16 protein-coding genes are annotated in these 20124 nt (G+C 62.5%); 6 read left to right on the plus strand and 10 right to left on the minus strand.

All coding sequences use genetic code 11. The features are described 5' to 3' along the window. The first annotated feature begins 13 nt into the window (after nt 1–13). Nucleotides 14–1030, plus strand: a complete 1017-nt coding sequence (locus ASD55_RS11795; RefSeq protein WP_235577801.1) for an alpha/beta hydrolase — start codon at nt 14–16, stop codon at nt 1028–1030. 272 nt (nt 1031–1302) lie between these two features. Here ASD55_RS11795 and ASD55_RS11800 read toward each other — a convergent pair whose 3' ends face one another. From ASD55_RS11800 to ASD55_RS11825, 7 genes are all read right to left on the minus strand, one after another. Next, nucleotides 1303–1488 (minus strand): hypothetical protein, encoded by a 186-nt coding sequence (locus ASD55_RS11800; protein ID WP_056766361.1) that lies wholly within the window; start codon nt 1486–1488, stop codon nt 1303–1305. A 21-nt stretch (nt 1489–1509) separates the two neighbouring features. After that, the gene (locus ASD55_RS11805; RefSeq protein ID WP_157598964.1) at nt 1510–2040 is read right to left on the minus strand and encodes a hypothetical protein; all 531 of its coding nucleotides are present in this window, start codon (nt 2038–2040) and stop codon (nt 1510–1512) included. Beyond that, nucleotides 2027–2206, minus strand: coding sequence for a hypothetical protein (locus ASD55_RS18855; RefSeq protein ID WP_235577791.1), 180 nt, complete (start codon nt 2204–2206; stop codon nt 2027–2029). The genes ASD55_RS11805 and ASD55_RS18855 overlap by 14 nt, the downstream gene beginning before the upstream one ends. Nucleotides 2207–2217: 11 nt before the next feature. After that, the gene (locus ASD55_RS18860) at nt 2218–2466 is read right to left on the minus strand and encodes a hypothetical protein (RefSeq protein WP_235577792.1); all 249 of its coding nucleotides are present in this window, start codon (nt 2464–2466) and stop codon (nt 2218–2220) included. Nucleotides 2467–2952: 486 nt separating this feature from the next. After that, a complete protein-coding gene (locus ASD55_RS18450) occupies nt 2953–5268 on the minus strand; it encodes a UvrD-helicase domain-containing protein (RefSeq protein ID WP_157598966.1) in 2316 nt (771 codons plus the stop codon). Beyond that, entirely contained in the window at nt 5265–6086 is an 822-nt protein-coding gene (locus tag ASD55_RS18455) for a hypothetical protein (RefSeq protein WP_157598968.1), read from the minus strand. Before ASD55_RS18455 ends, ASD55_RS18450 begins: the two co-directional genes overlap by 4 nt. Before the next feature lie 116 nt (nt 6087–6202). Further along, the gene (locus tag ASD55_RS11825) at nt 6203–9739 is read right to left on the minus strand and encodes a methylmalonyl-CoA mutase family protein (protein WP_056766370.1); all 3537 of its coding nucleotides are present in this window, start codon (nt 9737–9739) and stop codon (nt 6203–6205) included. A gap of 306 nt (nt 9740–10045) precedes the next feature. Between ASD55_RS11825 and ASD55_RS11830 the strand changes: the two genes are divergently transcribed. Continuing rightward, a complete protein-coding gene (locus ASD55_RS11830) occupies nt 10046–10888 on the plus strand; it encodes an energy transducer TonB (RefSeq protein WP_056766372.1) in 843 nt (280 codons plus the stop codon). A gap of 282 nt (nt 10889–11170) precedes the next feature. On the opposite strand, the gene ASD55_RS11835 is transcribed toward ASD55_RS11830, so the two are convergent. Both ASD55_RS11835 and ASD55_RS11840 read right to left on the minus strand, forming a co-directional pair. After that, nucleotides 11171–12073, minus strand: a complete 903-nt coding sequence (locus ASD55_RS11835; protein WP_056766374.1) for an alpha/beta fold hydrolase — start codon at nt 12071–12073, stop codon at nt 11171–11173. Between the two features lie 10 nt (nt 12074–12083). Further along, a complete protein-coding gene (locus ASD55_RS11840; protein ID WP_056715677.1) occupies nt 12084–12686 on the minus strand; it encodes a TetR/AcrR family transcriptional regulator in 603 nt (200 codons plus the stop codon). 109 nt (nt 12687–12795) lie between these two features. Between ASD55_RS11840 and ASD55_RS11845 the strand changes: the two genes are divergently transcribed. The 4 genes from ASD55_RS11845 to ASD55_RS11860 all read left to right on the plus strand — a co-directional run bounded on the left by ASD55_RS11845 (nt 12796) and on the right by ASD55_RS11860 (nt 17864). After that, nucleotides 12796–13593 (plus strand): M48 family metallopeptidase, encoded by a 798-nt coding sequence (locus ASD55_RS11845; protein ID WP_056766376.1) that lies wholly within the window; start codon nt 12796–12798, stop codon nt 13591–13593. Between the two features lie 245 nt (nt 13594–13838). Next, nucleotides 13839–14942, plus strand: a complete 1104-nt coding sequence (locus ASD55_RS11850; protein ID WP_056715671.1) for a Glu/Leu/Phe/Val dehydrogenase dimerization domain-containing protein — start codon at nt 13839–13841, stop codon at nt 14940–14942. Between the two features lie 128 nt (nt 14943–15070). After that, on the plus strand, nt 15071–16627 hold the full coding sequence (locus ASD55_RS11855; RefSeq protein ID WP_056766378.1) for a phospholipase D family protein: 1557 nt from the start codon (nt 15071–15073) through the stop codon (nt 16625–16627). 79 nt (nt 16628–16706) lie between these two features. Further along, nucleotides 16707–17864 carry an isovaleryl-CoA dehydrogenase gene (locus ASD55_RS11860; protein WP_056715690.1) on the plus strand — a complete coding sequence of 386 codons (1158 nt, stop codon included), beginning with the start codon at nt 16707–16709 and terminating at the stop codon, nt 17862–17864. Between the two features lie 152 nt (nt 17865–18016). Here the strand turns inward: ASD55_RS11860 and ASD55_RS11865 are convergent, their stop codons facing one another. Further along, nucleotides 18017–20083: an enterotoxin gene (locus tag ASD55_RS11865; RefSeq protein ID WP_200946158.1), complete on the minus strand. Its 2067-nt coding sequence runs from the start codon at nt 20081–20083 to the stop codon at nt 18017–18019. Nucleotides 20084–20124 lie beyond the last annotated feature (41 nt).

Genomic DNA, 20124 nt, shown 5'->3' on the forward strand with positions numbered 1-20124 from the left:
CGCCTTGAACAGGATGCACCTGAAAGCGGGCGGTGCCCTTTTACTGGCCATGATGCTCGGTCAGGCCAGGGCCACCGAAGCCAGCCACGTCGCCGCGGCGCAACGCATGCCAGACAGCTATGCGCAGGCGGCAAAGCTGATCGACCTGGGCGATGGCCGCCATATCAACCTGCGCTGTTCGGGCAGCGGACCGCAGACCGTCTTGCTCGAGGCTGGCGCAGTCGCCGATTCCTCCACGTGGTTCAAGGTGCAGCCGCTGCTGGCCGCCCACGCGCACGTCTGCGCGTATGACCGGGCCGGCTTCGGCTTCAGCAGCGAGGGGCCGATGCCGCGAGGGCTCGATGCCGACGTGTCGGATCTGCACGCGCTGATCCAGCGGGCCGGCCTCTCGACCCCACTGATGATGGTGGGGCATTCGCTGGGTAGCAACATCGTTCGGCAGTACGCAAGCCGCTATCCGGCGGACGTGGGCGCGATGGTCCTGCTCGACCCGCCCGCGCAGGACATTGGCCGGTTTGCCCCCGCATGGCAGAAGGACGAGGACACCCTCTCGGTACAGCGGTTCGCGTTTCTTCGTGGCTGCGAGGCCGCCGCCGAAAAGCACGAACTGACGTCTACCCATCCGGAACTGAGCCAGTGTCTCGGCGGGCCCGATCCGCGCGCCAGCGCCAAGCTCAACGCGGTGAACCTGGCCCTGATGTCGAAGCCTGCGTACTGGCACACCGTGCTGTCGGTACTCCAGGCCAATGTCGAGGTATTCAAGCAGCCCGTGTCGAAGCAGGAGACGCACGGCTCGATACCCCTGATCGTGCTGTCCGCCGCCAACACCTATGCCGATGCGCTGCCGCGTGACCGCAAGGGACTGGAAGACGCCCGGGCTCACACGCAGGCGCAGATCGTCGCCACATCCTCTCGCGGCACGCTGGTACACGTTCCGGACAGCTCACATGACATTCAGATCGATCAGCCGGACGCGGTGGTCAAGGCGGTCAGGCAAGCGCTGGGGATGACGCAGCACGCAGCGAAGTAACGCTGCCCTACCAACAATGGTTGGACACAGGCATTGCACTTGGGGATCTGTAGCGCCTGCGTGCGTATGCCAGCCAGGAACGCGCCCTTGGTGACGAGCGCTTCCAGCCCATGGTGGAAACCGCCCTGGGATGTCCTGCCGTGTACCGCCCGCGTGGACGGTCACCGCGGGCAAGCATCCAGGAAGACATTTAATTAGCCACGTCCCCTTTAATTCCTCCCCTTTAATTCCTCCCCTTTAATTCCGTCCCCTTTAATTCGCCCACAGTAGAATTAGTGCCCCGCCTGTTTGGCCGCCTTCAACACAGCGAGCACGCTTTGGGCCACGAGATAGTCTTCATGTTCACCACCTTCGGCATCGTGGTCAGCTTTGTGCAAGAGATCGTCCATATAGCGCTGGACTGCAACCACAGCATGGGAAAGCTGCATGTCCGTCAGCTCAACTTTGCGATAAGTCATCGGCTTCGCTCCACAGGGCGCTTACTTCTTCATACCAAAATAGTCGGTACCAGCTGCAGAAAAACTGATACTGGTGACCAAGCTCAGGAACTGCTTGACGGATAGCTGGCGATCCACTGTCAGCGTGCAGTGACCAGGAGGCACGCCGTCGTAGACGAGCCGCAGCCCGGCTGGAATCGGATGTCCCGACTCGATCTTCCACCAACTACGCTCGTGTAGCGGATCGAACTGCTTCTTCAAACCGCTTTTGCTCGCTTCCGGCGCTGTACCGGCGTACGTCATGCCTTCGGGCAGCATACGTTTGATGAAGAGGGATATACCCCTGCCGGGCGAAACGAAATGGGCATCCTGTTCTTCGATTGGGATCCTTCCCGCGCCCTTGCTGTCTTCAAGACCGATATCCTGCCATCGCAGAAAGTCGATCGCAGCGCTCGATTTGTTTCCAGATCGAAACGCGTCCTCGTCAAGTGGCTTATCTGTGGCCCAAAGAATGGTGCCCGGAGCATAACCCTTTGCCTTGGCGTACTCGTCAACCTGTTCATTCGTAAACATCATCGTCCTCCTTGGCGAATGAAATTCTCATGCCAGTGTCACACGAAAAAGTTACGTCGGCCAGTTCACCGGAGGCGGCATTGAACAGCGCCGCATAGTTCCGCGAGAACGTATGCATCAAGCGCGACAAGGCCCTCTCTTCACCCAGCGTCAGCAGCAAGTGCACGTGGTTGCTCATCAACACATAGGCATGCAGCCGGCAACCGAATCGCCCCAGCGCCGCCACAGGCATTGCAGGTAGCGCTGGCGGTCGAGATCATCCAGAAAGCATGGCAATCGATTGTTGCCCCGCTGCACCACATGCTGCGGAATGCCGGGAAGATCAAGATCAAAGCGAGGTTGTCGAGCCGTACCCGCAGCATCGTCGCTCCACCAGCCGACCGCTGTCAGCAAAAACCGCCGCCACTCATCATCCAAGCCACCCATCTGACATCAGGCATTGCCCCGGGCTCAAAGGGGTCAGGTTCATTTTCTCTACGCCAGATCGAGCCATGCGGAGGGCTCACGGAGGGCCGAAGACCACCTAAGCCTCCAAAAACCAGGATTACAACAAAGGGGTCAGGTTCATTTTCCTACACCAGGTGGAGCAGCGAGGTAGCTAGCTACGAGCGCCGTCCCGACACCCCAACAACAGCGCGCATGGGGAAGCGAACGCTTTCAGCAGCGGATCGAGGCCCTGACACAACGCCCCGTCACCGTCAGCCCCCGCGGGAGACTTGCGAAAGCATCCGAAAGCCTGGATTAAATGAACCTGACCCCTTTGTTTTCGCAAAGCGCCTCAAGAAGGATAAGCACTCGAAAAGTGCACTCTGACCCCTGTTTCCGCCCGTGTGGGCGGCCACCGCGGGTAAACCTCCGGGAATACGGTTAATTAGCCACGTCCCCTTTAATTGCTTTAATCGGTTTTCTCGTTCAAGCCCCGACAGATCCAGACGGAACCACCGCAACATCACCGATATCAGGTAGCAATGACCAACTCAACTTAAGCAAAGTCGTATTTTGGACCGCGCTGTCCAAAATATCAGAGGGTCCTCCATCCAATTCAGTGCAAAATATTTCTAGATGGCGCCGTGCGCGACTCGCACCCAAATAGACCGTGGAAATGAATCTTCGGCGCACACTTGTCGAGTAAGCCCCAGCAGGAATTTCTGCCTTATTAACATCCAGAAGCATTACACAGTCGAACTGCAAGCCAGCAACATATTCAGGGGCGCTCAAAACGAATCTAAAGGCATCAGGCTTAACTGCCGCCGCCTCTTCTCGCGAAGAAATCGAGAAAAAATCCTTCTTGTGCGCACTCGCGTCCCGAAACAACATAAATCGATCTGGATTGCAGCACAAAACGGCGAGCGTAAATTTCTGTCCGCCCTTACGTTTTATTGCATGAGCTCGACTCATCACCTTCGTGTACATCTCCTTCTCGTCACTCAGGACCGTGATGCTCGGCAGCTCAGCGGCGAAAGCTTGGGAGGAAACATTGTATTCACCCCATTCATCCCCCAAATCAAGGGCCGGGAATGACTGATCGAGCGAGCCAATGAATGCCGCAATCTGCGGGGTGTATCTAAATACTTGGTCGAGTTCAACTTTATGAATGCCGCCCACTCTTAACCTGCCCCAAAACGAAGAACTAGTTTCGCTTGCTTCATTCGGCATAAACGTATCGGAAGGCGCCTGTTTAGCGTCGTAGGCCATAAAGAGACTTGGCGACTCCATCCCTGATCGAACCAAGCCGTGCAACACCATGCGTTCTTGGCGATTGAATAAATGAAGTTCATCAACAAAGATGACGTCATAGCCTCGTTTTTCCCGGACGGCGTTCCACCTGAAGGTGTCGAGGTAATTCAAATAATCCGAAATTACTTGATCAACGCTTATCGCGTGCATCTCCCTGATTTCTCGATTGAAACTATCGTACAGCGCGAGAACGACTTGGCGATCAACACCCTTATCTAGGGGCATCATCCAAGATTGCCGTGCCGCGCTTAGGTATTGCTTACGCAAGGACGGCTTAGCTTGAACACCATCCGCATCCAGCACGCAGGCAAATTCATTCATAATTTCCCAAGCAAATCTCCGAAATTCTGAAGATCCCTTCGGAGAAGCCATCAGCCGCTTAAAGTGATCTGACGCCAAACCACGCAGCAAGGACCATTCCTTGGACTTAGCATAGGAGATTAATCCGGATTCAATTAACTCGAGTTGAAGCATCCGTCCTTCAAGCGCATCAGTCGCAAGTGGTGAAACTCCATCGCTCTCAAGATCAGCTCCTACCGCATCCATTGCGACATCTAGAAGAGTAGATACCGTTAGCGAAAATCCCTCCCGTGAATTTAGCTGCGCGATGATTCCCTCGTTGTCCAGAGAACTCAATAAGGCGTTAATCGCCTGAGAAACTGCAGCGGAGTGTGTCAGAAATAGAAAGCGTGTCGGTAGTTGATCCGAAAGCCTCTGCTTGGCTGCGACAAGTAGTTTTACCGCGAGCGCAAGAGTTTTCCCTGTGCCAGCCATGCCTCGCAGCCTTATAGGCGCGTTAAGGCTAGCGTCCACAAACTCCCGTTGTCGTGTCGTAAGCCGTGATTTATACCACTCCGCGTATCCGGTGCGGTTTTCCTGATGAAAAAAAGAATCATCTGACAACTGGATTGCGCCGGGCACATTTTGAGAATGATCGAAAGACCCAATTTCAGCTACAAATTTCAGAAAAGCTCTGCGACCATTATCGTATTTAGCTTTATCAGACGCAGAAGAAGCGAGATCACTCCACCCATTAGAACAATTGAATACGTAAAGATTGGAGTCCCCAAAAGCTGCTCTATCCATCTCGATACGAGCATCAGCCTCAGGAGATGCCCTTTTGGCGGTCAACGGAAGTGCGTGATAAGAAATTCGGCTCCCGTGATTGAATGATGCCCAAGATCTTGGAATTAGGATATTATTTGTGAATGAGCTAAGCGCTGACACAAATATTCTGCGCAGAACCTCTCGCTTATGTGCAAGTGTAAACCGATCAAAAAAATTTGGCCTACCAAGGTCTATTACAAGCAGCCTGCTGGCTGCCGTAGAGACGTTACTAGATATTATTGCCACATTATCAATGATTCCCGACCTGACCCTATCTTGAGAATCAGCGGTGGCAAATTTTTCAAACCATTCCTCGCTAGGATTTAGTGTGGAGTTGAGCAGCCCAATTGCGTCCGCGTCAATCACCAGAATATCTGGATTCATAAAATCAACTCCTCCATATCGACCGCAGCGTCCCTGTCAGCCTCGACTACCAACGGCATACCAAAGCGCGAAAAGAGATTGCCGAATTTTTGAGCAATAAGGTACTTTAAGGGAGCGGCAAACGTACCTGATCGACGCACTCGTCCCGATTCGTTCCAATCAACTCTTATTTCGGACGAACTGATTAGAAACGGACAACGCAGTAGAACGACACACGCCATATTGCTACCTGAAGCCTCTTCAGCGATTACAACGGCCTCGAGATTGTCGCCCTTCATTTCTTGGCGAAATTCGCCGAACACCTTAGAGGAGGCTTTGCTCTCGTCAATGTCGTCGCGCACCGACACTGCATTAACGAGGTCACGCAGCGGATCAGGTTGATTTCTTTGACACGCGGCGAATATTTTTACTAGCTTCAGTATCTTGTTTTTCAGCACAGAAGGTACATCAGCTATTTCATCCAGCGCCCGACTCATAATTTCTTCCGACGCAGCCAAGGAGGCAATGGCTTCTTCGGAAACATCTCCAGACCCTTTTAGTCCAGGTATTTTTGGAAGCTCTTCCAGCAGCTTCTTAAATGCCGTCGAACTCATCTTGGAAAGCTTACGTCTGGACCAAGCCCCCCGAAGGTAACTAGAAATAGGTACGATCGGACAAAGCAATATCTGACCGTAGTGCTTCTCCTGTGCCAGATCGCAGTCGGCGGTGAGCACAATCGCAGATTGACATTCAAATGGTCTCTCGAAATTTTCGGGAAACTCTAGAATATCGCCCTGCATTATAGAGGAAGCCGCGTCAACGGACTCGATCACTCTCATCTAGGCACTCACTCCCCTATCTCAAAAATATTGCCATTAAGGCGAAATTCTCAAGCCAACACCTCCAAATTCAGGGAGTGTGAGCTTTGGAATTAGCAAGGAATTTGCACCACTAGCTACATATTCCTCCGATACTCCCCCCCAACCTCATAAAGCGCATGCGAAATCTGCCCCAACGAGTTGTACTTCACCGCCTCCATCAACCGCTCAAACACATTCCCCCGCTCCCGCGCCGTGTCCTGCAACCCCCGCAAACTCCCCGGCACCAACGCATTCCGCGCCTCACCATACAACTTCACATTGGCAATCTGCGCCCCCTTCTCCTCAGGGGTAGACCGGATCAGCTCGATCTCAGTAGCAATCTCCCCACCATGATCCTTCGGCAGGAACGTATTCACGCCGATCAACGGCAACGAGCCATCATGCTTCTTGTGCTCGTAATACATCGACTCTTCCTGGATCTTGCCGCGCTGGTACATGGTGTCCATCGCGCCGAGCACCCCGCCGCGTTCGCTGATCGCCTCGAACTCCTTGTACACGGCTTCCTCGACCAGGTCGGTCAGCGTGTCGACCACGTAGCTACCCTGCCACGGATTCTCGTTGAAGTTGAGGCCGAGCTCCTTGTTGATGATCATCTGGATCGCCACGGCGCGGCGCACGCTTTCTTCGGTGGGCGTGGTGATGGCTTCGTCGTAGGCGTTGGTGTGCAGGCTGTTGCAGTTGTCGAACAGCGCGTACATCGCCTGCAGCGTGGTGCGGATGTCGTTGAACTGGATTTCCTGCGCGTGCAGGGAGCGGCCTGAGGTCTGGATGTGGTACTTCATCATCTGGCTGCGGCTGCTTGCGCCGTAGCGCTCGCGCATGGCGCGGGCCCAGATGCGGCGGGCGACGCGGCCGATGACGGTGTATTCCGGGTCCATGCCGTTGGAGAAGAAGAAGCTGAGGTTGGGCGCGAAGTCGTCCACCTTCATGCCGCGGGCGAGGTAGTACTCGACGATGGTGAAGCCGTTGCTGAGGGTGAAGGCGAGCTGGCTGATCGGGTTGGCGCCGGCTTCGGCGATGTGATAACCGCTGATGCTCACCGAGTAGAAGTTGCGCACCTTGTGGTCGACGAAGTACTGCTGGATGTCGCCCATCATGCGCAGCGCGAATTCGGTGGAGAAGATGCAGGTGTTCTGCGCCTGGTCCTCCTTCAGGATATCGGCCTGCACGGTGCCGCGTACCTGGGTCAGGGTTTCGGTCTTGATGCGGGCATAGGTGTCGGCATCGACCAGTTCGTCGCCGGACACGCCTAGCAGGCCGAGGCCGAGGCCGTCGTTGCCCTTGGGCAGCTCGCCCAGGTATTGCGGGCGCTGGCGGCCTTCATAGAGCTTGGCGATCTTCTTTTCCGCTTCCGCCCAACGGGCGTCGTCGGCCTTGAGGTATTTCTCCACGTTCTGGTCGATGGCGGTGTTCATGAACATCGCCAGGATCATCGGCGCGGGGCCGTTGATGGTCATCGACACCGAGGTGCTGGGCGCGCTCAGGTCAAAGCCTGAGTACAGCTTCTTCATGTCGTCCAGCGTGGCGATGTTGACGCCGGAGTTGCCGATCTTGCCGTAGATGTCCGGGCGCGGCGCAGGGTCTTCGCCGTACAGGGTGACCGAGTCGAACGCGGTGGACAGGCGCGTGGCGGCGCCGCCTTGGCTCAGGTAATGGAAGCGGCGGTTGGTGCGCTCGGGCGTGCCTTCGCCGGCGAACATGCGGGTGGGATCCTCGCCGCTGCGGCGGTATGGATACACGCCGCCGGTGTACGGGTAGTGGCCGGGCAGGTTTTCCTTGCCGAGGAAGGTGACGAGCTCGCCCCAGTCCTTGGACTTCGGCGGGGCCACTTTCGGGATTTTCTGGTGGCTCAGCGATTCGCGGTAGTTGTCGACGCGGATGACCTTGTCGCGCACCTTGTATTCGTTGACGTCGGCGGTGACCGATTGATACAGCGCCGGCCATTCGCGCAGCTGATGGATCGCTTCGTGGCTGAGTTCCTTCAGCGCGGCGTTGTAGCGCTGGCGCAGGGTGACCAGCGAGCGGTCGCCTTCGGCGTGCAGGTCGGCACTGCCGTACAGGTCGAGCGGGCGCGGCAGCTTGTCGTCGCCCAGTTCCTTCAGCGACTCGTAGTAGTGCTGCGCCTTGCTGGCGAATTCGGCCTGGGTCTCGATGCCCTTGTTGATGGCGCGGCCCTGCTCGGCGATCTCGGCGAGGTAGCGCACGCGGGCGCCGGGGATCAGCACGGTGGCGCGGGGTTCTTTCAGGGTGGTGTCGAGTTGCGGGACCCAGCTGCATCCGGCTTCGGCTGGGGCTACCCCACCCTGCCCTCCCCTGGAAGGGGAGGGTTCCAGAGCGGGCTGCCCTGCCTTGGAAGTGGCCGCGCCCAGATGCAGCTTTTCGCGCATCAGGCGGCACAGGTTGGTGAACATCCAGGTCACGCCCGGATCGTTGAACTGGCTGGCGATGGTCGGGTAGACCGGCACGTCGTCATCTTTCACGCTGAACGCGGTGTGGTTGCGCTTCCACTGCTTGCGCACGTCGCGCAGCGCGTCTTCGGCGCCGCGCTTGTCGAACTTGTTGAGCACCACCAGGTCGGCGAAGTCGATCATGTCGATCTTCTCCAGCTGGCTGGCGGCACCGTAGTCGCTGGTCATCACGTAGACCGGGAAGTCGACCAGGTCGACGATCTCCGAATCGCTCTGGCCGATGCCGGCGGTCTCGACGATCACCAGGTCGTACGGCTGGCTCTTCAGGAAGTCGATGCAGTCGTGCAGCACCACGCTGGTGGCGGCGTGCTGGCGGCGGGTGGCCATCGAGCGCATGTAGACGCGATGGGACCTCAACGAGTTCATGCGGATACGGTCGCCCAGCAGCGCGCCACCGGAACGGCGGCGGGTGGGGTCGACCGCGAGCACGGCGATGCGCATCTCGGGGAAGGCGTGCAGGAAGCGCAGCAGCAGTTCGTCCACCACGGACGACTTGCCGGCGCCGCCGGTGCCGGTGAGGCCGAGTACCGGGGTCTGCTTGCCGGCCAGCTTCCATTCCTTGCGCAGGCGTTCCAGTTCGGCGTCGCCGAGGCGGCCTTCCTCGATGGTGGATAGCATGTGGCCGATGGAGATTTCGTCGTCGACGTCGACCTTGCTGGCGGCGGTTTCGACACGCTGGTCGACCGCGGCGCGGGTGCGGTTCATCACGTCCTCGATCATCTCGACCAGGCCCAGCTTCATGCCGTCGTTCGGATGGTAGATGCGCTCGACGCCGTAGGCCTGCAGCTCCCGGATTTCCTCCGGCGTGATGGTGCCGCCGCCACCGCCGAACACGCGCACGTGACCGGCGCCGCGCTCGCGCAGCATGTCGACCATATACTTGAAGTACTCGACGTGGCCGCCCTGGTAGGACGACAGCGCGATCGCGTCGGCGTCTTCCTGCAGCGCGGCGCGCACCACGTCCTCGACCGAGCGGTTGTGGCCCAGGTGGATCACTTCGGCACCCTGCGACTGGATGATCCGTCGCATGATGTTGATGGCGGCATCGTGGCCATCGAACAGGCTGGCGGCGGTGACGAAGCGCAGCGGGGTGGTTTCCGTCTGGGGGGCGCTGGCGGGGACGTGCTTGGCGGGGGAACTCATGGCAACTCCGGCATCGATGCTTGAACCCCTCGATTCTAGTGGGAATTGGCGGCAAGAGCTTGCTGCGAAGCGCTTACCGGCGGACATGGACCCGAGGTCCCGAACAAAGTCCGGTGCGCTGGATCGCCTTTCGCGCGTGATTGTTTGACCGCATACTGGGCGCCAGCCGGTGGACAAATCACGATCTGGAATGGACGGCAGCCGCGTCCGGCATGGCGCCGTCGAAAGCGGCAAAGGCTGACGCGTGGCCGCATGCCAGTCGCGCCGAACGGTATCGACTTCAACGCAACTTCAAGGACAGCACGCATGAAGAAGGTCATATTCGCTGCATTCCTCGCCATGACGGCGATGGTCGCCCAGGCCAGCTCCAGGGATGACCTCGAATCTTCCGCCGTGGTCAAGGGAACCATCGTGCTGGCCACCGACGGCACGGTGCAGACAGCGATCATCGACGACGAGGCCCTTTACGGAAAGGCCATCGCGGACCTGGTGCGCAAGACCGCGTTGCAATGGCGCTTCCAGCCGGTAATGCGCGATGGCAAGCCGGTGCTTGCCAAGGCCAGCATGCATGTCCGGGTTGTGCTCAGGAAAGCGTCCGATGGAAACTACAGCGCGCGCGTCAAAGGCGCCACGTTCGGTGACGACGACGAAAACTCCACCGACACGCTGCACATTGCCGAAGGCAACAGGAATATCCAGCCACACTATCCCCAGGCAGCCATCCGCGGCCGGGTGCAGGGCACGGTGTATCTATCACTGCACGTGGACCACGACGGCCACGTGATCGACGCTGTCGCCGAGCAGGTCAACCTTGGCAACGTTGGTCCGGATGGCCTGCTCCGGCAATACCGCGAAATCCTGGCCGACGCGGCGCTCAAGGCCGCCCGCAAATGGAGCTACGTGACCCCCACGACTGGCAAGCTGGCCAGGCAGAACAGCTGGACCGCCCATGTTCCGGTCAACTTCAATCTGGGGGAGTACGGCAAAGCCCCGTCCGAATCCGTATGGCGAACCTACGTCCCCGGACCATATACACCGGCCCCCTGGGTCGACAGGCCAGACACGAATGCGGCCGACGCCCTTGCCGACGGCGCCGTGCAGACCGAAGGCGCCGGCCCCACCCTGCTCGCCCCGCTCAATCACGGTTGAACCCAACGGCTGTGCGTCGGATCACGGCGCCCACGGCGTGATCGAGGTGTCGTCGCCCGGGCGAAGCAGGCACCGGGTTGCCTTTGCTCGACGCGATGTTGGTCCCGGTGGTGACTTCCTGCGGTCATGTCCGACATCACGACCATCGTCCGGGGAACACGCACCCCCATCCGCGCTCCGGGCATCTTCATTCAGCACGTCCATGCGCCTCACCCTTCGGGCGGCTATCGCCGTGCAAATCGGCATCCTGCTGATTTGTCTCCCGGAGGGCGAAGGAAGAGGTCACATGCACCGTGCCAGGTCAGGGCTGCCGATCACCCGCGTGCCGACGACTTCGCCGCGCACGAAAGCCAGCGCCGCGTCGATCACTTCCGGCGCATCGAGCACGCGGCGATGGCCCAGGCCCTGGGTGGTGAACAGTCGCGCGCCGGGCCAAAACTGGGCGTAGCGTTCGCCCTCACCCCACGGCACGTCGGCGTCGTCGAGGTCGTGCACGATCAGTGCGGGCTGGCCCAGCGCAGGCAGGCGGCGATGCACCTGCAGTTGCTCGACGCTGACGCCGGTGCGACGCAGCAGCCAGTCGTAGAACGGCTGGCGCAGGTGTTCGCCCAGGCGCACGAAGCGGAAGAAGCGGCCGGCCGCGGCTTTCATGTCGGCCGCGGGCGCCACCAGGATCAGCCGATCGGCATGCCAGTCCTCGTCCTGGGCGAAGGTGACGGCGGCACCGCCCAGCGAGTGGCCGACGGCCAGCGCGGCGCGGCCGTAGTGCTCGCCGATCGCGTGGATGGTGGCGGTGAATTCGGGCAGCGTGCACAGCTTGCCGCTGCTGTGGCCGTGGCCGGGCTGGTCGAACGTGACCACGGCGAAGCCCAGCGCGCGCAAGCCCGCCACCCACGGCAGGAAGCGCAGGCCGAAGCTGGACCAGCCATGCGCCAGCAGTGCGTACGGCTGGGTCGCGGGATCGCCCCACACGTAGGTGGCGATGGTTTCGCCGCGGAGCTGCAACTCGCCGCGCTGCATCTGCGCATCGCCCTGCACCGCTTCGGCGCGAGCACGGCTGCTGGCGAACGGGGTGGCGAACAGGCGCGCGGCGCGGTTCACGGTGCGCTTCGGTGCGATCCGGCCGCCCAGCGCGAAGCCGGTGCGCACGGTGGTGAGTTTGAGTCGGTCGATGACGGTGGACATGGGTTTCGCCTCAGGTTTGCCAGCTGCGCCACAGGCGCTCGAAGGCCGCGCGGGTGCGCTGGCCGGCTTCGTCGAATCCGAACAGGCCGGCGTCGTGGTGCAGGCCGAGCATCAGGGCGTAGATCTCGAAGGCGAGCTGGGCGACATCGGTATCGCTGCGCAGCTCGCCCAGCTCGACCGCCTGCGCGATCGCCTTTTGCAATTCATCGCGCCAGCCGGACTGTTGCCGCACCACGCCATCGTGCAGCGCGCCGTCGCGGCCGTCGTATTCGCTGGCGGCGGACAGCAGCACGCAGCCGCTCTGGTGTTCGCGGCTCCATGCGAACCAGTTCGCCACGATCGCGCGCAGCCGCGGCAGGCCGCGCGGCTGTTTCAGGGCGGGCATCAGCACCTGGCTCACGAAGCGGTTGCGGCCGGTGTCGAGCACGGCCAGTTGCAGCTCTTCGCGCGAGCCGAAGTGGGCGAACACACCGCTCTTGGACATGCCCACGTCGGCGGCCAGGTTGCCGATCGACAGGCCTTCCAGCCCGTCACGACGAGCCAGCGCATAGGCGTGGTCGAGGATGGTTTCGCGGGTGCTGGCGCGTTTGCCGGGGAGGGTTGCGGTCGTCATGCGCCAGAAAATAGCACGATCGTTCGTACATTTCATCAACGCCGTGTTGATCCCGACCGTGATTTCCTGCGGTTATGCTCGAATCACGACCGTCCTCAGGGGATCACGCATGAAACACCGCCATTTGCTCGTCACGCTGGCCACCACGTTGTTGGCCGGCTGCGTCACCTCGCCCACCGGGCGTTCGCAATTGATGATGGTGTCGGACAGCCAGATGAGCCAGATGGGGCTGACCGCGTTCAACGACATGCGCAAGCAGGGCAAGTTCGTCGACGCGCCGCGCGAGCGCGCCTACGCGACCTGCGTGTCCAGCGCGCTGATCGCGGTACTGCCGCCGCCATGGAACACCCAGCAGTGGGAGGTGCAGATCGTCGACGACGACAGCGCCAACGCGTTCGCCCTGCCCGGCGGCCGCATCGGCGTGAACAAGGGCATGTTCAAGCTGGCCAGCAACCAGGACCAGCTGGCCGTGGTGCTGGGCCATGAGTTGTCGCACGTGGTGGCGCGGCACGGCGCGGAACGCGTGTCGGACAACATGGCGACCCAGGCCGCGGTGGCGGCCGGCACGATCTACGCCGGCACCCGCGGCACCAATGCCGGCTATGCGGCCGCCGCGCTGGGCCTCGGCGCCCAGGTCGGCATCCTGCTGCCGTTCTCGCGCACCCAGGAAAGCGAGGCGGACACGCTGGGCCAGCGCTACATGGCGCAGGCCGGTTTCGACCCGCGGGCGGCGGTGACGCTGTGGGAAAAGATGGGTGCCCAGGGCGGCAGCAAGCCGCCGGCGTTCCTGTCCACCCATCCGTCCTCGGGAAACCGCGCCCAGGCGCTGAACCGGCAGGCCGAGCAGTTGTTGCCGGCGTACCAGCAGGCGCGCAGCAGAGGGCATGCGCCGAACTGCCGGATGTAGGGGGCCGCAGCCCGCTTCCGGAGTCGGCCGCGCCGCGCCCGAAGCCTCCATACGCGGGCGCCTTGCTGCGCCGCGGCACCACCTGCGGGGGTGACGTACTAAACTTGACGCTTTGATTCATCGCCCCGGCTCCGGTCGGGGCGATCAGTTTCAGGCGTTTTCAAACCCCCGGCGAAGTCCCGCATGCTCTCCGCCACCCTCTGTAGATGCCCACCGGCACCGTAAATCATGGAGTCACCGTTCCAATGATCTTTGAAACCATCGCCAACACCGGTCACGAAGAAGTCGTGTTCTGCCACAACAAGGACGCCGGCCTGAAGGCCATCATCGCGATCCACAACACGGTGCTGGGCCCCGCGCTCGGCGGCCTGCGCATGTGGCCGTACAAGACCGAGCAGGAGGCGGTGAACGACGTGCTGCGCCTGTCGCGCGGCATGACGTTCAAGAACGCGGTGGCCGGCCTGAACCTGGGCGGCGGCAAGGCGGTGATCATCGGTGATCCGAGCAAGGACAAGTCCGAGGCGCTGTTCCGCGCGTTCGGCCGCTTCGTCAACTCGTTGAACGGCCGCTACATCACCGCCGAAGACGTCGGCATCGACGTCAACGACATGGAATACGTGTTCCGCGAAACCGAATACGTCACCGGCGTGCACCAGGTGCACGGCGGTTCGGGCGACCCGTCGCCGTTCACCGCCTACGGCACCCTGCAGGGCCTGATGGCCACGCTGCAGGCGAAGCACGGCAACGAGGACGTGGGCAAGTACAGCTACGCCGTGCAGGGCTGCGGCCACGTCGGCGGCGAGTACATCAAGCTGCTGCGCGAACAGGGCGCCAAGGTGTTCGTCACCGACATCAACAAGGAAGCGGTGCAGCGCTGCGTCGACGAGCTGGGCTGCGAGGCGGTGGGCCTGGACGAGATCTACGACGTGGATGCGGACGTCTATTCGCCGTGCGCCCTTGGCGGCACCGTCAACGAGCAGACCATCGACCGGATCAAGGCCAAGATCATCTGCGGCCCGGCCAACAACCAGCTGGCCACCGACGAGATCGGCGACGAACTGCAGCGTCGCGGCGTGCTGTATGCGCCGGATTACGCGGTCAACGCCGGCGGCGTGATGAACGTGTCGCTGGAAATCGACGGCTACAACCGCGAGCGCGCCATGCGCATGATGCGCACGATCTACTACAACCTGGGCCGCATCTTCGAGATCTCCAAGACCCAGAACATCCCGACCTACAAGGCGGCTGACCGCCTGGCCGAAGAGCGCATCAATGCGATCGGCAAGATCAAGCTGGCGCACATGGGCAATGGCGGCACCCGCTTCCAGGGTCGCATGCGCGGTCAGTAAGCGCGTCACCAGGGGCCTGCCGGTCTGCCGGCATGCCCTGTTGTTCCGCAAAGGCCTGCCGTCGATCGCGGCAGGCCTTTGCGCATCTGCGACAGCCCACGAATAATCGGAAGCCGGAGGTGCCACGGATGCGCAGGATCATGATCTGGATGGGTTGGGCCGTGCTGGCCCTGGTGCTGCTGGTCGCCAGCGGCCTGTTGCTGGCCGACCACCTGACCCCGCGCGCCAGCGGCGCCGCCAGCACGACCCTGCCGCTGCAGGCGGCACAGACCCCGATCGATCGCGAACTGGCACCCTACCTCGCCGCCCACCCGGGACAGACCGCGGCGACCCTGCTGCATGACGGCCTGGACGCGTTTGCCGTGCGCGCCGCTTCCGCGCGCATCGCCGGGCGCAGCCTCGACCTGCAGTACTACATGTGGCACGACGACCTGGTCGGCCACCTGCTGGCGCGCGAGGTGTATGCCGCGGCCGAGCGTGGCGTGCGCGTGCGCCTGCTGATCGACGACATCAACACCCAGGGCCTCGACCCGGCGCTGCTGGCACTGGATGCGCACCCGAATATCGAAGTGCGCCTGTACAACCCGTTCCGCAATCGCAGCGGCGTGTGGCGCCTGCTGGAGATGGTGCAGCGCTTCTTCAGCGTCAACCATCGCATGCACAACAAGGCGTGGATCGTCGACGGCCGGCTCGCCGTGGTCGGCGGGCGCAACATCGGCGACGAGTATTTCGACGCCGCCAGCCGGGTGAATTTCCGCGACCTGGACATGCTGCTGCTCGGCCCGGCGGTGGCGGACGCCAGCACGATCTTCGACGCGTTCTGGAACTCCAGCGCCGTCGTGCCGATCGAGGCGCTGAACCCGCAGACGCCGGAACACCTGCAGCGGATCGTGTCGCGGCTCGGCCAGGAATCCGCCGGGCCCGACGCGCAGGTGTATCTGCAACGGGTTGCCGCGTCGCCGTCCGCACAACGGCTGGCCAACCACGAGTTGTCCATGCACTGGAGCGCCAACATCGTGGTCGCCTCCGATCCGCCGCTGAAGTTCCGCTCCGCCGATCGCGGCAGCTGGTTGCAGCCGCGCCTCACCGCGCATCTCGCGGGCGCGCACAGCGAGGTGATGCTGATCTCGCCCTACTTCGTGCCCGGCAGGAACGGCACGGCCACCCTGGTCGGGCTGGCGCACGCAGGTGCACGGGTGGGCGTGATCACCAATTCGCTGGCCGCGAACGACGTGCCGGCCGTGCACAGCGGCTACGAGCGCTACCGCAGCAAGCTTCTGGAGGGTGGCGTGCACCTGTTCGAGATCCGCCGCAATGGCCCGAAGCCGGCCCAGGGCCTGTTCGGCAGCAGCGGCGCCAGCCTGCACACCAAGGCCTTCGTGATCGACGGCGAACGCGGTTTCGTGGGCTCGTTCAACATCGACCCGCGCTCGGCCAACCTCAACACCGAAATGGGCGTGCTGTTCGCCGATGCCGGGCTGGCCCATGACCTGCGCCAGGAGTATCTGCGCCTGGCCTCACCCGCCCTGAGCTACCAGGTGCAGCGGCGCCCGGACGGCTCGCTGCAATGGCTGGACGCCAGCAGCCAGCCGCCGCGCGTGCTGGACCACGAGCCCGACGCCGGCTGGTGGCTGCGCGCCACCACCCGCGTGATGAGCTGGCTGCCGATCGAATCGCAGCTGTAACTCCCTTGGGGCGGGCATCGCCGGCGTTGGCGGGCCGCGTGGGTTAAAATCGCTGTTCTGCACACCCATGGAGTTCGTGATGCGACCGTTTCCGCTTGGAGAAGACATCGACCTGCTGCGCGAATCCGTGCATGCGTTTGCGGAAAAGGAGATCGCCCCGCGCGCCGACAGGATCGACCGCGACAACCTGTTCCCGGCCGACCTGTGGCGCAAGTTCGGCGAGATGGGCCTGCTCGGCGTGACGGTTGCCGAGGAGTACGGCGGCAGCGGCATGGGCTTCCTGGCGCACATGGTGGCGATGGAGGAAATCTCCCGCGCATCCGGTTCGGTCGGGCTTTCGTATGGCGCGCACTCCAACCTGTGCGTCAACAACATCTTCCACAACGGCAACGAGGCGCAGAAGCAGAAGTACCTGCCGAAACTGTGCAGCGGCGAGTACGTGGGCGCGCTGGCGATGAGCGAGCCCGGCGCCGGTTCCGACGTGGTCGGCTCGATGAGCTGCAAGGCCGAGCTGCGCGGCGACGTGTGGGTCGCCAACGGCAACAAGATGTGGATCACCAACGGACCGGACGCCGACGTGCTGCTGGTCTACATGCGCACCGCGCCGCGCACCGCCGGCAGCCGCTGCATGACCGCCTTCATCGTCGAGAAGGGCATGAAGGGTTTTTCCACGGCGCAGAAGCTGGACAAGCTGGGTATGCGCGGCTCCAACACCTGCGAGCTGGTGTTCGACAACTGCGAGATCCCCGCCGAGAACATCGTGGGCGAGGTCAACGAAGGCGTGCGCGTGCTGATGAACGGCCTGGACACCGAACGGCTGGTGCTGTCCGGCGGCCCGATCGGCCTGATGCAGGCGGCGCTCGACCTGGCCCTGCCCTACGTGCGCGAGCGCAAGCAGTTCAACGCGCCGATCGGCACCTTCGGCGTGATGCAGGCGAAGATCGCCGACATGTACACCGCGCTGCAGAGCTCACGCGGCTTCGCCTACATGGTGGCGCAGCAGTTCGACGCGGGCGTGAAGTCGCGCATCGACCCGGCTGCCTGCCTGCTCAACGCCTCGGTCAATGCGGTGCAGGTGGCGCTGGAAGCGATCCAGACCCTGGGCGGCAACGGCTACATCAACGAGTTCCCCGCCGGCCGCCTGCTGCGCGACGCCAAGCTCTACGAGATCGGCGCGGGCACCAACGAGATCCGCCGCATGCTGATCGGCCGCGAGCTTTTCCACGGCAAGGCCTGACTCGACGACGCCGATCAAGAACCATCGGCGCCGGCACGCCATATCGACTTCCGCCGCATGCTCATCGGCCGCGAACTGTTCCACGGCAAGGCTTGACGTCGCGGCGCGAATGACGGGCGTGACCGTCCGATCATTCGCGCCGCCTCGATCTGTCAGGAACCTGCCGCCACCGGCGTCAGCTCCAGCGTCAACACCTCGAACGGCGCCAGCGTGATCGTGCCCGGCTTGTCCGCATCAAGTGTCATTCCGGACTTGGCCGCATCGCTTTTCCACGGACTGTGCGCATGGAAACGGCGCGCCGCATCAGCAGGAAGTTCCAGCTGACGTTGCAGGTCGACCACCGCCAGCTGCGCGTGGTCGCCCGGATTGCGCAGGGTGACGATCGACTTGCGCGGCGACCATGACGCCCAGCCGTACACGTCGAGCCGATCCGGATCGCCGCCGATCCAGTGCGTGTCGCGCAGCACGTCGGCGTTCGCGCGCGACCAGTTCGCCGCTTCGGCCAGCACGTCCCAGTCGTGATCGCTCAGCAGCGACGGCGTGATGTACAGCTCCTGCAGCTCGGTGCCGGTGGCGAAGTACGAGTGCACCTCGTTGGCGAAGTCGTGGCCCGGATCGGTGTTGAGCTTGCGGTTTTCCTTCGCGTAGATGATGCCGTGGAGCATCAGCGAGTTGATCGGGAACAGCGGCCCCTTCAGCACGATGTTGCGGTAGGTCTGCGCATCGCGATAGGTGATCCACTGCTCGCGCGTGCTGCCGACGCCGGTTTCGCTGTCGTCCTCGCCGTCGCGCCAGATGGTGTCGGCGTAGCGCAGCCAGAACGGAGACGCCCAGGTGCCGGTGGTGAGGTTGATGAAGGTGTCCGGCTTGGCCGCGCGGATGTCGTCGATCAACTGGATCGCCGCCGCGAAGTCACTGTCGAAGCGGCTGCCCGGGAACACCTTGTCGGCGTTGCCGGTGCCGTCGAACTTGAACTGGTTGATGCCGTCCTTTTTGACCAGGTCCATCACCGCGTCGTGGAAGCGCTGGTAGTACTTCGGGCCAGACAGCGCCAGGCCGCCGTCGATGATCTCGTAGCCGGCCCTGGCGCCACGCTCGGCACGCTCCTTCGCCGGCGGACCGTAGCCGCCCCACGGCGACAGCCACACGCCCGGCGCGGCGCCGTACTTCGCGGCGGCTTCGCGCAGCGGCACGAAACCGTGCGGAAAGTCCTTGCTGAAGTGCCAGCTGCCGCTGCGGTCGTCCCAGCCGTCGTCGAACAGGAACGAATCCAGTTTCACGCCGCGCTTCACGTGCAGCTCGGTGCCCACCGTGTTGATGCGGTCCAGCGCCTGCGCCTCGGTATACGGCGTGAAGTAGCCGATGTCGTACCAGGAGTTGTAGTGCAGGAACGGCCGGTACGGATGCGCCCGCTCGCGCTCGACGTAGCTGGCGAAGTCGCGCCGCAGCTGGCCGTCGCGCACCACGCCGACCACTGCCGAATAATCCACGGTCTTGCCCTTTTCCAGCGGCAGCGTGCGCGACAATGTGAGCTTCACGTCGTTGTGCCGCACCGCGCTGTCCGATTGCGGATTCTCGAAACCCAGGTAGACGTTGCCGGCCACCACCGGCGAGCCGTTCACGCTGCCCACCACTTCGGCGTCCACCAGCTGCGTTTCCAGCAGCGACACCTTGGCGATCTTCTCGTCCTGCTTCAGCGCGGCGATGCTGACCACCTCGCGCAGGTAGGGCGAGCCGTCACGCTGCACCAGCTTCCAGTCCACCCGGAAGCGGCCATTCACGTCACCGAAGCTGGCCTCGACGGTCTGGCCGGGCTGGCGCATGGCGAGGCGCGAAGCCTTCGCGTCCACGGGCAGCGGGCGGGCGCGCGGCGGCGACAGCAGCTTCATGTCGGAAGCCTTGATCGTGCTGCCGTCGGCCAGCAACAGCGCGAACGGCGCGGGCACGGCGAACGTGCGGTCGTGCGCCCGGTCGGTCATCGTCATGTCGACGAGCCGCTTGCCATCCAGCTTCCACGCCGCCTCGATCGCGGCGTTGCCGAAGCGCTCCACGCCGTGCCGATCGGCGAAGGTCGCTGCGCCGGGATCGAGTACGGCCTTGTCCCGGACGGTGCCGTCACCGGCGTGCGCCGTGCTGAAACCCGCCAGCGCGGCCAACAGGCAGGAAGCCAGCACGCTCATGCGCGACAGGCGAAAGGAATGCGGATGCGTTGCTGCCATGGTTGCCTCTCATGTTGATTCATTGATATCCACCCGCCGGT

This window comes from Rhodanobacter sp. Root561 (assembly GCF_001427365.1).
GTDB lineage: Bacteria > Pseudomonadota > Gammaproteobacteria > Xanthomonadales > Rhodanobacteraceae > Rhodanobacter.

What these genes read in the sequence shown, in the direction of transcription:
- ASD55_RS11795 (WP_235577801.1), top strand. Translation starts at nt 14, where the DNA reads ATGCACCTGAAAGCGGGCGGTGCCCTTTTACTGGCCATGATGCTCGGT.
- ASD55_RS11800 (WP_056766361.1), bottom strand. Translation starts at nt 1,488, where the DNA reads ATGACTTATCGCAAAGTTGAGCTGACGGACATGCAGCTTTCCCATGCT.
- ASD55_RS11805 (WP_157598964.1), bottom strand. Translation starts at nt 2,040, where the DNA reads ATGTTTACGAATGAACAGGTTGACGAGTACGCCAAGGCAAAGGGTTAT.
- ASD55_RS18860 (WP_235577792.1), bottom strand. Translation starts at nt 2,466, where the DNA reads ATGGGTGGCTTGGATGATGAGTGGCGGCGGTTTTTGCTGACAGCGGTC.
- ASD55_RS18450 (WP_157598966.1), bottom strand. Translation starts at nt 5,268, where the DNA reads ATGAATCCAGATATTCTGGTGATTGACGCGGACGCAATTGGGCTGCTC.
- ASD55_RS18455 (WP_157598968.1), bottom strand. Translation starts at nt 6,086, where the DNA reads ATGAGAGTGATCGAGTCCGTTGACGCGGCTTCCTCTATAATGCAGGGC.
- ASD55_RS11825 (WP_056766370.1), bottom strand. Translation starts at nt 9,739, where the DNA reads ATGAGTTCCCCCGCCAAGCACGTCCCCGCCAGCGCCCCCCAGACGGAA.
- ASD55_RS11830 (WP_056766372.1), top strand. Translation starts at nt 10,046, where the DNA reads ATGAAGAAGGTCATATTCGCTGCATTCCTCGCCATGACGGCGATGGTC.
- ASD55_RS11835 (WP_056766374.1), bottom strand. Translation starts at nt 12,073, where the DNA reads ATGTCCACCGTCATCGACCGACTCAAACTCACCACCGTGCGCACCGGC.
- ASD55_RS11840 (WP_056715677.1), bottom strand. Translation starts at nt 12,686, where the DNA reads ATGACGACCGCAACCCTCCCCGGCAAACGCGCCAGCACCCGCGAAACC.
- ASD55_RS11845 (WP_056766376.1), top strand. Translation starts at nt 12,796, where the DNA reads ATGAAACACCGCCATTTGCTCGTCACGCTGGCCACCACGTTGTTGGCC.
- ASD55_RS11850 (WP_056715671.1), top strand. Translation starts at nt 13,839, where the DNA reads ATGATCTTTGAAACCATCGCCAACACCGGTCACGAAGAAGTCGTGTTC.
- ASD55_RS11855 (WP_056766378.1), top strand. Translation starts at nt 15,071, where the DNA reads ATGCGCAGGATCATGATCTGGATGGGTTGGGCCGTGCTGGCCCTGGTG.
- ASD55_RS11860 (WP_056715690.1), top strand. Translation starts at nt 16,707, where the DNA reads ATGCGACCGTTTCCGCTTGGAGAAGACATCGACCTGCTGCGCGAATCC.
- ASD55_RS11865 (WP_200946158.1), bottom strand. Translation starts at nt 20,083, where the DNA reads ATGGCAGCAACGCATCCGCATTCCTTTCGCCTGTCGCGCATGAGCGTG.